Raw genomic sequence first — 13,679 nt, forward strand, 5'->3', positions numbered from 1 at the left:
CCTTCGGGGGTTCATGCGGCTTTGAGCGGGCTGCCGTCGTAGGTCCGGCGGTAGGGCTTGGCGTCGTCTTCGTCGTAGGCCAAGACGAAGGTGTCGATGGCCTCGGCCAGTTCGTCGCGGGAGGCGAACTGGCGCTGATCACCAGCGCGTTCGCACCGGGGCATAGTGCCTGTTCCACCGGGCCCGGTCTACCTGCCGGCGGCCAGCAGAAGCCGACCTACCGACCCGAGATGCTGTCCGCCCACAGGTGAAGATCAAGATCTACAGCTGGTACTAGGTTCACCATGAGATCGGGTACAGGTTTCATGGCACCGTCCTCCTGCGGTGCCCTAGCGTCGTGCCATGACGATTCCAGCTCGACTGAGACGCACGGTCCTCCGGGCGCGGCGGGACACCTGCTTTCTTGCCGCTGGTGTGCTGCCGCACCTGGCGCTGGTGCCCGTGTGGGCCTGGGCGGCGGCGACTACCGCCAGGACGGGGAACTGGCTCCTTACGGTTTCCATGTCGGCCGCCCTGGTCCTGCTCGGAACCCCGGTGCTGACGGCCGTTCAGCGGGCTCGCTACCGGGTGCTCATCGGTGTGGACGTCCCCCGACTCACCCCCACCGCGCCGGAACAATGGACGTGGGCCTCGACCACCCGGTGGCTCGCGGCGACGCGGCCTTGGCACAAGATCGGCTACCACCTCCTGCTGGGCCCGCTGCTCGCGCTGCTGGAGCTGCTGGTGCTCGCGGTGGCAGCGGCGTGCCTGGCGGGCGTCATCGCCTACGCCTGGTCATGGGCGCTGCCAACCGGAATCCGCCAGGACTGGTTCGGCTACCTGACCCAGCTGCCGGCCTACACAGCGGCTGGACTCCTCCTCCTGTGCGCCCTGCCCTGGACCGCGCGGGCAGTAGCCCGGGCCGAGGCGCGGCTGGCGTTGGGCCTGCTCGGGCCCAGCCGGGCTCAGCGGCTCCAGGAGCGGGTCGATCAGCTGGCCGTGAGCCGGACCGACTTGATCGAGGCCGTCGACGCGGAGCGCCGCCGGATCGAGCGCGACCTGCACGACGGCACCCAGCAGCGGTTGGTGTCTCTCGCGGTCAACCTGGGTCTGGCCCTTGCCACCCGCCCGGACCTGCCGAGTGATGACCGCGAGGTGATCGCGAGAGCGCACCTGGAGGCGAAGGAGGCGATCGCCGAACTCAATGATCTGGTGCGGGGGCTGCACCCGGCCGTGCTCGAAGACCGAGGTCTGGACGCGGCGTTGTCCGGGCTGGCTGCCCGCACGCCCCTGCCGGTGCGGCTGCGGGTCAATCTGGAGGAGCGGGTGGCGCCCAGCGTGGAGTCGGTCGCGTACTTCGTGATCTCTGAGGCGCTGACCAATGCGACGAAGCACGCCAACGCGATGCATGCGGAGGTGATAGTCCGTCAGGTCGGCGAGGTGCTGCGAGTGCGCGTCACCGACGACGGGCTGGGCGGTGCCGACGCCGCCGCCGGCACGGGGCTGACCGGGCTGGCCAAGCGGGTCGGCTCCCTCGACGGGGCCTTCCACGTCAGCAGCCCCGCTGGCGGGCCCACCACCATCACCGCGGAGCTGCCGTGCGCGCGGTGATCGCCGAGGATTCGGTGTTGTTGCGGGTCGGGCTGATCAAGGTGCTGGAGATGGGCGGGTTCCAGGTCGCCGCCGAAGCCAGCGACGCGGAGGGGCTGTTGGCGGCGGTGGCGGAGCACCGGCCCGAACTCGCCCTGGTCGACGTCCGGATGCCGCCCGGCTTCACCGACGAGGGGGTGCGGGCCGCGATGGAGATCCGTCGGCGGTGGCCGGGGACGGCGGTGGTGCTGCTTTCGCAGTACGTGGAGGAGCGGTACGCGGCTGACCTGCTGTCTGCGAACACCAGCGGTGTGGGCTACCTGCTCAAGCAGCGGGTTGCCGATGTCGCCGACTTCGTGGCGGCGGTCCGGCGAGTGGCGGACGGGGGCACGGCCCTGGACCCGCAGGTCGTCGCCCAGTTGCTGCTGCGGCGCGACAGCGACCCGCTCGCGCGGCTGACCCCCCGCGAACGGGAGGTGCTCGGCCTGATGGCCGAGGGGCGCTCCAATGCCGGCATCGCGCAGGCGCTGGTGGTCAGCGAGAGCGCCGTGGCGAAGCACATCAACAACATCTTCGCCAAGCTTGACCTGCCCGTGGTCGACGCGGACCACCGCCGCGTCCTGGCCGTGCTGCGATTCCTCGGAACGTCCCGGGCCTGACCTTCCCATCCGTGATCACGATCTACGGCTGGAGTACTAACCCCAGAAGAACGAATCTCACTGTCCAATTTGCTGCCACAGCCGGAAGGGCTGGACCCCACGGGTCCAGCCCTTCCGCATATCCAGGGTGAGGCCCCGGCCGCGACTTGTCAGGGAGGCGACCTGTCGCACCTTACCGACGCCACCACTCTGACCCCCATGAACACTCCACCCGGGCCCAACAGGTCACCCGATCAGTGGCTCCCGATCTCGCCGGAACGGCTCCCGAATTCGCCGACGAACACCCACCGGGGTCGAGTACATCACCGCCACGAATCGCCTACACCTGGCTCCCGTTCACACCGGAGCCGTGGCTCCCATATGACCCGAAAAAATCAAGGTGGGCATGGGGAAGGTGCTTTCCACGTCAGCTGAAGAGGACTTCGAGCCGTTCCAGGGAGAGCGGGACGTCCGCCAGCCGGTAGCCGGCCGGCGGCTCGCGGTGCATGAGGTGGCGCACCAGGTAGTCCCAGCGGCGGCGGGCGACGTAGCCGTTGCGGCCGAGGAAACTGTGCTCGACGCCGGGGACTATCAGCAGGTCGAAGTCCTTGTTCGCGTCGATCAGCGCGTCGACCAGCCGCATCGTCAGATGCGGTGTCACGTTGTCGTCCATGTCGCCGTGGACGAGCAGTAGTTTGCCGACCAGGTTCCCGGCCAGCTCGGTGTTGGACAGCCGGGCCCCGGCGTCCGGGTCGAACGGTCCGTCGTAGGTCTCGGCCCACAGCGCGTGGTAGTGGCGGTTGTCGTGGTTGCCGGCCTCGGCCACGCCGACCTTGTAGAAGTCGGGGAACGCCAGGAGGGCGCGGGCGGTGGTGAACCCCCCGCCGGAGAGGCCGAAGACACCGACCCGGTCCAGGTCCAGCCACGGACGCGTTTCCGCGAGTTGGCGCAGCGCAGCGACATGGTCTTCGAGTGCGCCCGCGCCGCCCATGTTGCGGTGGGCGTGATCGTGGAAGGCCTTGTCCCGGCCGGGCGTTCCGCGGCCGTCGACGGCCAGCACCGCGAAGCCCAGCGCCGCCACCGCCTCGGCGTCGTAACCGTAGGCGCCCGGGTCGAAGGAGGCCGCCACCCGGCGGGTCTGCGGGCCCGGGTAGGGGTGGTCGATCACCGGGTAGCGCTGCGCGGCGTCGAAGTCGTGGGGCTTGTAGAGGACGCCGTAGATCTCGGTGACGCCGTCGGCGGCCAGGGTCCTGACCCGCTCCGGCGGCGTCCAGCCGGCGGCCAGCAGCGGTGTGATGTCGGCCTGTTCCAGCTCGACCAGCACGGCTCCGCCCCGGTCACGCACGGTGATCCTCGGTGGGGTGTCGACGGTCGACGCGGAGTCGACGAACCAGCGGCCGTGTTCCGGCGCGGTGATCACGTGGTCCAGATCGTCGTCGGTGAGCTTGGCGGTCCCGCCGCCGTCCAGACCGACCCGGACCAGCGACCGTCGGTACGGGTCGGCCTGGACCAGTCCTGAGACGACGACGTACGCGGCCCGTTCCGCCTCGTCGACGTGCACGATCTCCTGCACCGCGAACGGCCCTCGGGTGAGCTGTTCGACCAGCGCCCCGTCCTCGTAGCGGTACAGGTGCCCCCAGCCGTCGCGCTGGGAGTACCACAGCGTCTCGCGGCCGCCGGCGAGCACGTGCACGATCGGCTTCTGGGCGACCTCCTGCGCGGCCTCCACCCGCGTGTCGCCGTGCTCCTCGACCAGGGTGCGCACCTCGCCGGTCGCCGGGTCGAGTGCGTGCAGCCGCAGCGTCCGGAGGTCACGGGGCTGATCCAGGTAGTAGACGGCCGCGCTGTCCTTGGCCCACCACGCCTTCTTCAGCGTGACAGGTGACAGGTAGGGCAGCAGGAACGGGTCGGTCCTGGCGGGTGTCGCGGTCCGGGACGCGATGTCGAAGACGATCCACTCGCCGCGGGCGATCGGCTCGCCGGGGACCGGGTAGTGGTAGCTGCGCAGGCGCGGCCGACCGCCGTCCGGCGGGACGGCTTCGACCAGGTGCATCAGGGCGACATCGCTCTGGTCGGTGCGGTGGGTGAGGACGCGCGCCGAGTCCGGCGACCACAGCAGCGCCGGCGGCATGTCCGCAAGACCGAGCTTGCCGAGCAGGTGCGTGGGGACCGCCGCGTCGGGTTGGGCCGCGTAGCTGCGATCCGCGGTGCCGTCGGCGGTGAGCGCGAACTCCTCGCCCGTCTCGACCGAACGCACCCACAGGTCGTGGTCGCGAAGGAACGCCGCCCACTTCTTGTCCGGCGAGACGACTTCCAGCGGTGAGGGTTTGACGTGCTTCTCGTCCCGCGCGCACCGGTAGTCGGCCAGCCGGCAGGTCCAGCGCGCGTCGAACGCGTCGAACGCGACCGTCCCGTCCGCCAACTCGACCGCCCGGAACGGCAGCGCGTACGGCTGGACCGGCTGGCCGGCGGCGGACGCCAGCGCGGCGGCGAGCCGTTCGGGGTCGAACGCCGGCCCCCGGGTCCCGGCGGCGGGGTCGACCAGCACGAACTCGCCGCCCCGCTCGGTCTCGACCCGGTACCAGAACCTCTCGCCGCCGCCGATCCAGACGGGCTTCGCCTTGGCCCGCAGGGCGAGCCGGGACCGGTTGTGCAGCAGCATCCGCTCAGCTCGGTCGTAGGCAGTGGCGGGGAGTGCATGTGTGGACATCCGACCTCCTGGAATCAGTCTCGATCCGGGAACAGTACAGCGTACGGTACAGTAATGGAACTGCGGTCCCGAACGAATCAGGAACCCCGATGCCATCGCCCAGGCGCAAGACAACGCCCGCTCGCGCACCCCGCGGCACCCTCAGCCCCGAGGCCATCGTCCACGCGGCGATCGAACTGATCGACCGCGACGGACTGGACGCGGTGACCATCCGTCGGCTCGCCGACCAACTCGGCGTCCGCCCGATGTCGCTCTACACGCACTTCCGCGACAAGGACGCGATCCTCCTCGCCGTCACCGCGGAGCTGCTGAGCCGATTCCGGTGGCCCGACCCCGACCTCGACGACGTCGAATGGCTCCGGCAGGTGATGCACGCCTACTTCGAACTGTTCATCACGCACCCTGTCCTCCTGCAGATCAACACCCCCTCCGACGGAGTCGGCGAGATCGAGGCCCGCATGTCCGAGCAGATCTACGCCCGCCTGGAGCGACTGCGGGTCGACCACCGGACGGCGATCGGCCTGCTGGCCACGCTGATCCGCTTCGTCCTCGGCTGCGCCACGCTCTACCCCGTCCGCCGGGCCTGGGACGAGGACCCGCAGCACTGGGAACGGGTCCGCCAACAGTGGGCCCGCCTCCCGGCCGAGGTGTACCCGGCGATGCACGCCACCACCGTCGACTTCCCGACCTTCACCCAGCGGGACGTCTTCGAGTTCGGCCTCGACGCCATCCTCGCCTCGCTCCCACGATCGCCCTGACGGCCCTGCGCTCGCACAGCTACGGCGAAGTGACAAGTAGCTCTCTGTAGCGTGCGAGACGAGGTCGCACCGTGTAACGAAGGCCAGCCACGTGAGGGAGGTGTCGATCGGCTGAGCTTCGGGCCAGTGTCCAAGGCCCGCCCCCGCGCTCCCATGCGTCGCTGGTAACGGCGGGGTGTGAAGCGGAGCGTTCAAGCTCGAGGGTGCTGGCCATCGGGACGCTACAAGCGGGGGGAAGGCCGAACGGTGACATCGCCGTCGCCACCGGCTGCACCAAGGTCGCCGAACCGACCCCAGAACGCACCGAGTTCATCGACGTCGCCACCCTCGCCTTGGCCGAGTTCCGCACCCGCGTGCTCCGCACGGGCGAGATGACCGACACCGCCGCGGCCTACCTCGCCCTGGATCACCTCCGGTTCCTGTAACCCGGGGGCACGGCGGGGCGGGCAGGTCGGCGACCTCGCGCTCACCCGCCCACCCCCGGGAGGACACCCGTGACCGAACGGAGCACCACCGACACCACCGCCCCGTACTACAGCAGCACGCTCGTCTCGCTGCCCGCCCACACCGTCACCCTGGTCCTGAAGGTGGCCCGGGACCTGCTGCCCAACCCCGAGCACTCCATCACCTCGATCGCCAAGATGCTCGGCGTCAACCCCGGCACCCTCTACAACCACATCCCCGACCTGCGCGAGCTGCGCGCCAGCCGCACCGGCATCCCTGCCCAGCTCGAAGCGAGCGCCCGGTGATCCCCGGCGAGCACCGACGAGCACCGGCTCAAGGGCGGCGCGCCGCTGCTCGGCGCCGAGGCCCACGGCGAACCCGGCCCGTTCGGCACCTGGACCGACGAGCGCGACCAGGAGCACGACGACGGGCCGGCCGACCGGTCCGAAGACGAGCTGCGGTGCTGACGGCGGTGCGACCTTGGCGCGTGGCCGCCCGCCGCACGGGGCGTGTGGCGGGCGGTGTTCGGGACCGGTTCGGCGGGCGTACGGGCTACCGGCGGCGGAAGTCGATGCGCAGGTTGAGGTCCATGAAGTCCTTCTCCTCCCCGCCCCCGGTGTACGACTGGAGGTAGATCCGGACGTCCCCCATCGGGACCTCCCGGGGAAGCGTGAAGGTCCAGGTCTGCTTCCACTTCCCGGCGGGCGGCCGGGTGGCCCCCTCCAACTCCGCCCCCAGCATCTTCAGCACCTCGGGCAGCGTGGCCGTTTTCCGCAGCAGCGTCACGAGTCCCAGCTTCACCTGGACCTGGCACTGCACCTGGGTCAGATCGACCTGCTCCTTGAGGCGGCCGGTCATCTCCCACCGCAGTTCCTTCCCCGGTTCGGGAGAGGAGGGCGTCAGGGTGATGTCCTGGATTTCGAGGACGTAGGAGTCGTCACTGCGGTCTTCGATCAGATCGGTAAGCATGAGCCAAGCGTACTCATGCAACTACTCTCCGCGTCCGACATTCGATGATCAGACACAGCCGGAGGCCCTGGCCAGGACCGCAGCGCCGGGCGTCAAGAGTCTTGACAGCAGCCCGGACTTTCCGTTCCCACCGGGGCCCCTTCTCCACCAGGCCGCCTCGCTCGAACCGATGCTCACACTGCTGCGGATCGGATCCGGACGCTCGGGAAGATGCTTGCCGAGGCCGAGCATCGCGGACACCGGCGCATGATCCGGCTGCTGACCCGCCCGGCGCGCGGGGTGATCACCTTCGCCGGGGCGACCTATCGGATTGACGTGCGGTTCTGCTCGGGTCGGTGCCGACCCGGGCGTACCGCCTGCGCGCCGCTCACCGGGCGCGGCTCGCAGCGTGACGTGAAGCCGTTGCGCTACCGACGGTATGACGCCTCTACGTCACCCCATTGGCCCGGAAAGGCGATTGCAGAGAGTTGTGATCGTCACTCCGGGCTACTTGTCACTTCGCCGTAGCTGTGCGAGCTCAGAGCCGTGACGCAGGTCATAGGAACCCGGGCGGGCGGGGCACCAGATAGGGGGCGTGGACTCTTCAGATCGAGATGTGCGCGCGAGGGTGCGGGCCGGTGACCGGGACGCGTTCGGGCGGCTCTTCGACACGTATGCGCGCGCGGTGTACAACCACGTGTTCCGGCTCACCGGGGACTGGTCGACGGCGGAGGACGTGATGTCGTTGACGTTCCTGGAGGCCTGGCGCCGGCACGACCGGGTCGAGGCGGAGGGCGGGTCGCTGCGGCCCTGGCTGCTGGGCATCGCCACCAAGCTGGTCAGCAACCAGCGCCGGGCCGCCCGGCGGCACTGGCAGGTGCTGGCGCAGCTCCCGCCGGCCCGCGAGGACGTTCCCGACTTCGCGCAGGAGGTGGCCGGGCGGATCGACGACGCGGCGCGGATCGCGGTCCTGCAGCAGTCGCTGGCGCGGTTGCGCCGCCCGGACCGTGAGGTGCTGGCCCTGTGCGTGTGGGCGGGCCTGGACTACCAGGAGGCCGCCGAGGCCCTGGGCGTACCGGTGGGCACCGTACGCTCACGCCTGTCCCGGGCCCGGATCCGGCTGCACCGTCTCGCCGAGACGGCCCAGCGCCGGGCGCAGCGGAAAAAAGTGGAACCCGGCCGTGGCCGGAACCAGATCCAGGGTGGGTCCGCGAGCGCGGCCCCGTCCCCGAAGGAGGTACACCAGTGAACGCCGGACAGCGGCCGGAGCCGGTCGAGCGCGCGAAACTGCTCGGGCAGGTGCCCGTGCCGGCCGAGCGCGACCTCCCAGCAGGACGCCACGCCCTACACCGGGAGCGCCTGATGCGCCAGATCGACCTCGACACCTCCACCCCCACCACGGCCCCCACCCCGGCCCCGGCCCCCGCCAGGCCGCGCTTTCGGCGGCGGCTGGCCGTCACCCTCGCCGGTGCGCTTGTCCTGGGTACGGCCGTGGCCGTGGCCGTGACGCAGTCCTCGCGGGGCGGCGTCAGCGGGCCGCTGAGCTCTGCGGAACTGGCCAGTTGGACCGGCGTCCCGACACCGCTGGCCGCTTCGACCGGCCCGGGCGCCACCGCCGAGAAGTGGTGCCTGGACCGGATGGCCGGCGGCCCGGGCGCCGGGGCACCCGTCAAGATCACCAACGCGGACCTGCGGGGCAAGGTCGCCTCCATGGTCGTCAACCGCGGCGGCAAGGCCATGCTCTGCTACGTCGCCTCGGAGACCAGCGGCCTGTGGGAGGCGATCGACCCGGTGAAGAACGTGGCGGCCGATGCGGTCACGTACGACACGGGCGGCTCCCACGGTGACGGGGACGCCATGTTCAACTACGCGCAGGGCTCCGTGGGGGCCGGTGTGAAGGCGATCACCATGAAGGTCGCCGGACGCACCTTCCAGGTCACCGTGGCGGACGGCCGCTGGACCGCCTGGTGGCCCGGGACCATGTCACGCCGCGCCGTCCCCGACACGGTCACCGTCTCCCTCGCCGACGGCACCACCCGCGTCGTCAGCGGCAGTTCGCTGTTCGCCAGGTGAGACCCCCGGGTGCGCGCTGAGCGCCTGGATCAGGCGGCGCCCGGTCGGGCCTGCGCGCTCCCGGGCCGGCGGCGCATCCCGGCCGTGATCTCCTCCTCGGCGGCGCCGCGAGCGCGGCGGGCCTGGCCGTGGGCCGGGTCCGCCGTTCGCGGCGTTAGAGGCGTTCGCGGCATTTCCGGTGTTCAAGGCGGTCACGGCGTTCACGGCGTTTGCGGCGTTTGCGGAGGGAGCGCGGGCGGGGGTGGCGCCCTCCCCTCCGATACCGGGCCGACCTGGAACCGAAGCGGACAAAGTAGGATGGCTCAACTCCCGCGCTACGCGCGAAGAGTTCCATAAATGCCCCATTTGTTCGATTTATCTCCGCTTCACACGCACGGAGCCACCCTCATGGACAACCCGTCGAACGCCGAGACCGGCGGCGCGATAGAAACCCGCGGCATCGAACCCGTCCCCGACCACGAGCGCGGGGGCAGAGTCCGCGAGCTCTTCCCGACCTGGGTCGCCGCGAACATCAGCGTTCTGCTGCTCACCATGGGCGCCGCCCTGGTGGTGTTCAACCAGTTGAACTTCTGGCAGGTCCTGATCGTCGCGGCGTGCGCCGCGCTCATCTCGTTCGGCCTGGTCGGCGTGCTGTCGGTCTCCGGCAAGTGGGGCGGGGCGCCGGGCGCGACCCTCTCGCGGGCCACCTTCGGGGTGCGCGGCAACCTCTTCCCCGGCGCCGTGCTCTGGATCGCCCGGTTCGGCTGGGAGACGATCAACGCCGTCACCGGCGCCTACGCCGTGCTGACCGTCCTCGACCTGCTCTTCGGCGTCAAGACCAACACCGCGCTGATCGTCATCACGCTCTTCGCCTTCGTCGCCTGCACCTTCCTGGTCTCCGGCATGGGACGTAAGGCGCTGAACGTCTGCAACACCTGGTCGACGTACCTCTTCGGTGTCTTCAGCGTGCTGGTACTGGGCTACCTGGTCGCCACCATGCACTGGAGCGAGGTCTTCGCCAAGCCCGCGGGCACCACCGCGATGATGATCGCCGGCATCGGGACCATCGCCGCCGGCGGCATCAGCTGGGTCCCCACCGGCCCGGACTTCGCCCGCTACCTCCCGCACGCCGCCTCCGGCAGGAAGATCGTCGGCGTGACGGTCTCCGGCGCCGGCCTGGTGATGGTGCCCATGGTGCTCATGGGCGCCGTGATGGCGGTGGCCTCGCCCGGACTGGCCCAGGCCGCCGACCCGGTCTCCTTCCTCGGCGACCTGCTGCCGACCTGGCTGGCCGTGCCCTACCTGCTGACCGCGATCGTGGGCATGCTGCTGATCAACAGCCTCTCCATGTACTCGGCCGGCTTCACCGCACAGACCATGGGCGTCAAGCTGCCGCGCGCCACGGCCGTCAGCATCAACGCCGTGATCTCACTGGTCGGCGGCCTGCTGCTGATGCTGGTCGCCAAGAGCTTCCTGGGCTCCTTCATCACCTTCCTCATCCTGCTCGCCGTCTCCTTCTCGGCCTGGATCGGCGTCTACGCGGTGGACATGTTCCGGCGCCGCTCACGCGCGGTGCGCTACGACGCCGCCGGGCTCATGGACACCAGCAGGAACAGCCGCTACTGGTACACGGGCGGCTTCTGCTGGCAGGCCATGGTGTCCTGGGTGCTCGCCCTGCTGCTGGGGCTCGCCTTCACCAAGTGCGACTGGTTCGCCGGCCCGCTCTCCGACACCCCGGTCGGCAGGTACGGGCTCGCCTGGGCAGCGACCATCGTGATCTCCGCCGCGATCATGGCCGCACTCCCCGCCCCCCGGGAGAACACCCCCGCCGCCACCGGACAGCCCGCCGACCGCCAGGCGGAGCAGCCCGAACGGGCCGCTGCCTGACCCCGAGGCACGGCCCACCACCCACCCCGACACACCCCGACACACCCCGACCGCCCGGTCGCCGCCTCACCCGAGCCGGCGACCGGGCGGTCCCGTTCCGCCACCACACCCGGGCACCGGCCGAGGTGACGTCCGGGTTCTGTCGTCAGTGTCCGGGCAGCTGGGGCGGAGCGGATTTCAGCCCGTCCAGGGTGAGGTCGAGGAGGCGTTCGGCCTGCTCGCGCTGCTCGGGCTTGGCCGAGGTGAGGGCGATTCCGGCGAGGGCGGCGAACATGTCGGTCGCACGGATGTCGGAGCGGATCGTCCCGGCGGCGGCACCGGCCTCCATCAGGGAGTCGAGGGCGCCCTGAATCATCTCGTGGCTGTCGGCGTACGGGTTGCTGCCCGAGGCGACGACGGCTCGCAGGGCGTCGGCCATGCCGTATTTGGCGGTGGCGTAGTCGATGAAGCGGCGAGTCCACACCCGCAGGGCCTCGGCGGGCGGCATCGTCGCCAGGAGGTCGGAGGCGGCCTCGCACAGCCGGGCCACTTCGTTGCGGTACGCCGCCTCGATCAGTGCCTCTCGGGTCGGGAAGTTGCGGTAGAGCGTGCCCGTTCCCACGCCCGCTTCCCTGGCGATGCGCTCGAAGTGGGCGTCGAGCCCCTCCTCGCTGAACACGCGCACCGCGGCGGCCAGGATCTTGTCCCGGTTCCGCTGCGCGTCGGCCCTCAGCGGGCGCCCTGCCTCTCGGGTCATCGGCGGCTCGTTCCCTTCTCCGTTGCTAAGTGGAGGCTCCGCCACTTAGCCTGGGCGAAGTGGCGGAGCCTCCACTTTCACTCTAGGGCATGGTCCGACCTGCCCGGACGCCCCCTCTGCTCCGCACTCCGCACTCCACACTCCGCACTCTGGAAGGACGGGCAAGCATGCCGGGAATCGAAGGCAAGGTCGTGGCGATCACGGGCGCCAGCAGCGGCATCGGCGAGGCGACCGCGCTTCTGCTGGCCGAGCGCGGCGCGAAGGTCGTCCTCGGGGCACGCCGTCCGGAGCGTCTCGCGGCCCTGGCCGCCCGCATCGAACAGGCCGGTGGCGAGGCCGCCTGGATCCGCACGGACGTGACGCGGCGCGAGGACCTCCCCGGCCTCGTCAAGCTGGCATGCGAGCGCTACGGCAAGCTCGACGTCCTCGTCAGCAACGCCGGGATCGGCCTGATCTCCCCCCTCGACGACCTGCGCGTCGAGGACTGGGAGCAGATGATCGACGTCAACCTCAAAGGCGTCCTGTACGGAATCGCGGCGGCCCTCCCCCTCTTCCGGGAGCAGGGATTCGGACACTTCGTCAACACCGTGTCCACCGCCGGACTGCGCATCGTCCCGCTCCAGTCCGTGTACGCCGCCACCAAGAACGCCGTGCGCACCGTCTCCGAGGGCCTGCGCCAGGAGGCCGGCGCCAACCTGCGCGTGACCGTCGTCTCACCCGGCGCCGTCCGCACCGACTTCGCGGAGCACATGGACCCGGCAGCGAAGGCCCAGATCGACAAGCTGATGGAGATCGCCCTCCCGCCGGCCGCGGTGGCCCGCGCCATCGCCTTCGCCATCGAGCAGCCGGACGGTGTCGACGTCGGCGACATCGTCGTTCGCCCCACCGCCCAGGGATAGGCCCCCCGGGACCGGGTGAGGTGAGCGGTCGGACCGGGGCGCTGGTGCTTGCCGTAGCCTGGCGGTGCCCTGCTCCCGGTTCGGTCGAGGTCATGGAATTTCGTCAGTTGCGGTACTTCGTGGCGGTGGCGGAGGAGTTGCACTTCGGTCGCGCAGCCGAGCGGTTGATGATCGTGCAGTCGGCCGTCAGCCAGCAGATCGGCCGGCTGGAACGCGAGCTGGGCGTCGAGTTGTTCGACCGCTCGGGGCGGCGCGTGCGGCTGAGTGCCGCGGGGGCGGCGTTCCTGCCCGGAGCCCGTGAGGTGTTGGCGGCCGGCCAGCGGGCCCTGGACCTGGTCGGCGGCTTCGTCGCCGAGCGGGAGAGCGTGCTGCGCGTCGGGACGAGCCGGGGAATGGGCGTGCGGTTGGAACGGGTGCTGGAGGCGCTGGAGCGAAACGCGCCCGGCACCCGGGTGGAGTTGGCCTCGGCGGCGCCGGAGGAACGCCTGCGGCGGGTCGCCGACCGGGAGTGGGACGCGGCCTTCGTACGCGGGGAGGTGGCGGCGCCGCAGGGCGTGCGGCTGATCCCGGTGTGGCGGGAGGAACTCGTGGTCGCCCTGCCGGCCCGCCACCCGCTGGCCGGGGCGGACGCGGTCGACCTCGCCCGGCTCTCGGAGCTACCGCTTCACCTGACGGAACGCCGGAGCAACCCGCCGCTGGTCGATCTGGTCACGGCTGCCTGCCGGGACGCCGGGTTCGAGCCCGCGCCCGGACCACCGCACAGCTCGCTCCAGGACACCCTTGCGGCGCTGGGCGCGGGTGTCGCCGGCTGGACGGTGGTGTACGCGGCGCACGCCCACCAGCTGCGCGCCGGCCAGGTGGCCTTCCTGCCGGTGCGCTCCCCGGCCGGGGCGCGGAGCGCAGAGGCGGCGCTCTCCCTGCCCACCGTGTTGGCGGTGCACCGAGCCGCCGCCCCCGAGCGCGTGCGCTTCCTGCTGGAGGCCTGTCGGGAGGCGGCGCGCGACGATCGCGATTCGTGATCGCCGCGAACTCGAAGTG

At 70.9% G+C, this 13,679-nt stretch carries 14 protein-coding genes; 10 read left to right on the forward strand and 4 right to left on the reverse strand.

The features are described from left to right. Positions 1-11: 11 nt before the first annotated feature. On the reverse strand, positions 12-164 hold the full coding sequence (locus tag AB0O19_RS18590; protein ID WP_363620687.1) for a hypothetical protein: 153 nt from the start codon (positions 162-164) through the stop codon (positions 12-14). 178 nt (positions 165-342) lie between these two features. Here AB0O19_RS18590 and AB0O19_RS18595 point away from each other — a divergent pair, with 178 nt between their 5' ends. After that, on the forward strand, positions 343-1,590 hold the full coding sequence (locus tag AB0O19_RS18595; protein WP_363620689.1) for a histidine kinase: 1,248 nt from the start codon (positions 343-345) through the stop codon (positions 1,588-1,590). After that, entirely contained in the window at positions 1,578-2,228 is a 651-nt protein-coding gene (locus tag AB0O19_RS18600; RefSeq protein ID WP_363620690.1) for a response regulator transcription factor, read from the forward strand. The genes AB0O19_RS18595 and AB0O19_RS18600 overlap by 13 nt, the downstream gene beginning before the upstream one ends. A 406-nt stretch (positions 2,229-2,634) precedes the next feature. Here AB0O19_RS18600 and AB0O19_RS18605 read toward each other — a convergent pair whose 3' ends face one another. Continuing rightward, complete coding sequence (locus AB0O19_RS18605) at positions 2,635-4,917, reverse strand: DPP IV N-terminal domain-containing protein (RefSeq protein WP_363620692.1); 2,283 nt, start codon at positions 4,915-4,917, stop codon at positions 2,635-2,637. Positions 4,918-5,006: 89 nt separating this feature from the next. On the opposite strand from AB0O19_RS18605, the gene AB0O19_RS18610 reads away from it, so the two are divergent. From AB0O19_RS18610 to AB0O19_RS18620, 3 genes are all read left to right on the forward strand, one after another. Beyond that, the gene (locus AB0O19_RS18610) at positions 5,007-5,675 is read left to right on the forward strand and encodes a TetR/AcrR family transcriptional regulator (protein WP_363620694.1); all 669 of its coding nucleotides are present in this window, start codon (positions 5,007-5,009) and stop codon (positions 5,673-5,675) included. Between the two features lie 203 nt (positions 5,676-5,878). Continuing rightward, positions 5,879-6,100: a hypothetical protein gene (locus AB0O19_RS18615; protein ID WP_363620696.1), complete on the forward strand. Its 222-nt coding sequence runs from the start codon at positions 5,879-5,881 to the stop codon at positions 6,098-6,100. Positions 6,101-6,169: 69 nt separating this feature from the next. Continuing rightward, positions 6,170-6,424 (forward strand): hypothetical protein, encoded by a 255-nt coding sequence (locus tag AB0O19_RS18620; protein WP_363620698.1) that lies wholly within the window; start codon positions 6,170-6,172, stop codon positions 6,422-6,424. Between the two features lie 247 nt (positions 6,425-6,671). Here the strand turns inward: AB0O19_RS18620 and AB0O19_RS18625 are convergent, their stop codons facing one another. Further along, positions 6,672-7,088, reverse strand: coding sequence for an ML domain-containing protein (locus AB0O19_RS18625; RefSeq protein ID WP_363620700.1), 417 nt, complete (start codon positions 7,086-7,088; stop codon positions 6,672-6,674). Between the two features lie 595 nt (positions 7,089-7,683). Between AB0O19_RS18625 and AB0O19_RS18630 the strand changes: the two genes are divergently transcribed. From AB0O19_RS18630 to AB0O19_RS18640, 3 genes are all read left to right on the forward strand, one after another. Next, entirely contained in the window at positions 7,684-8,316 is a 633-nt protein-coding gene (locus tag AB0O19_RS18630; RefSeq protein ID WP_363620702.1) for an RNA polymerase sigma factor, read from the forward strand. Next, positions 8,313-9,140: a hypothetical protein gene (locus tag AB0O19_RS18635; RefSeq protein ID WP_363620704.1), complete on the forward strand. Its 828-nt coding sequence runs from the start codon at positions 8,313-8,315 to the stop codon at positions 9,138-9,140. The genes AB0O19_RS18630 and AB0O19_RS18635 overlap by 4 nt, the downstream gene beginning before the upstream one ends. Before the next feature lie 387 nt (positions 9,141-9,527). Further along, positions 9,528-11,006, forward strand: coding sequence for a cytosine permease (locus tag AB0O19_RS18640; RefSeq protein WP_363620705.1), 1,479 nt, complete (start codon positions 9,528-9,530; stop codon positions 11,004-11,006). Positions 11,007-11,151: 145 nt separating this feature from the next. On the opposite strand, the gene AB0O19_RS18645 is transcribed toward AB0O19_RS18640, so the two are convergent. Next, complete coding sequence (locus AB0O19_RS18645) at positions 11,152-11,742, reverse strand: helix-turn-helix domain-containing protein (RefSeq protein ID WP_363620707.1); 591 nt, start codon at positions 11,740-11,742, stop codon at positions 11,152-11,154. Positions 11,743-11,909: 167 nt separating this feature from the next. On the opposite strand from AB0O19_RS18645, the gene AB0O19_RS18650 reads away from it, so the two are divergent. Then, positions 11,910-12,641 carry an SDR family oxidoreductase gene (locus tag AB0O19_RS18650; RefSeq protein ID WP_363587902.1) on the forward strand — a complete coding sequence of 244 codons (732 nt, stop codon included), beginning with the start codon at positions 11,910-11,912 and terminating at the stop codon, positions 12,639-12,641. Positions 12,642-12,733: 92 nt separating this feature from the next. Further along, entirely contained in the window at positions 12,734-13,660 is a 927-nt protein-coding gene (locus tag AB0O19_RS18655; protein WP_363620709.1) for a LysR substrate-binding domain-containing protein, read from the forward strand. Positions 13,661-13,679 lie beyond the last annotated feature (19 nt).

This window comes from Kitasatospora sp. NPDC091276 (assembly GCF_040684355.1).
Lineage (GTDB): Bacteria > Actinomycetota > Actinomycetes > Streptomycetales > Streptomycetaceae > Kitasatospora.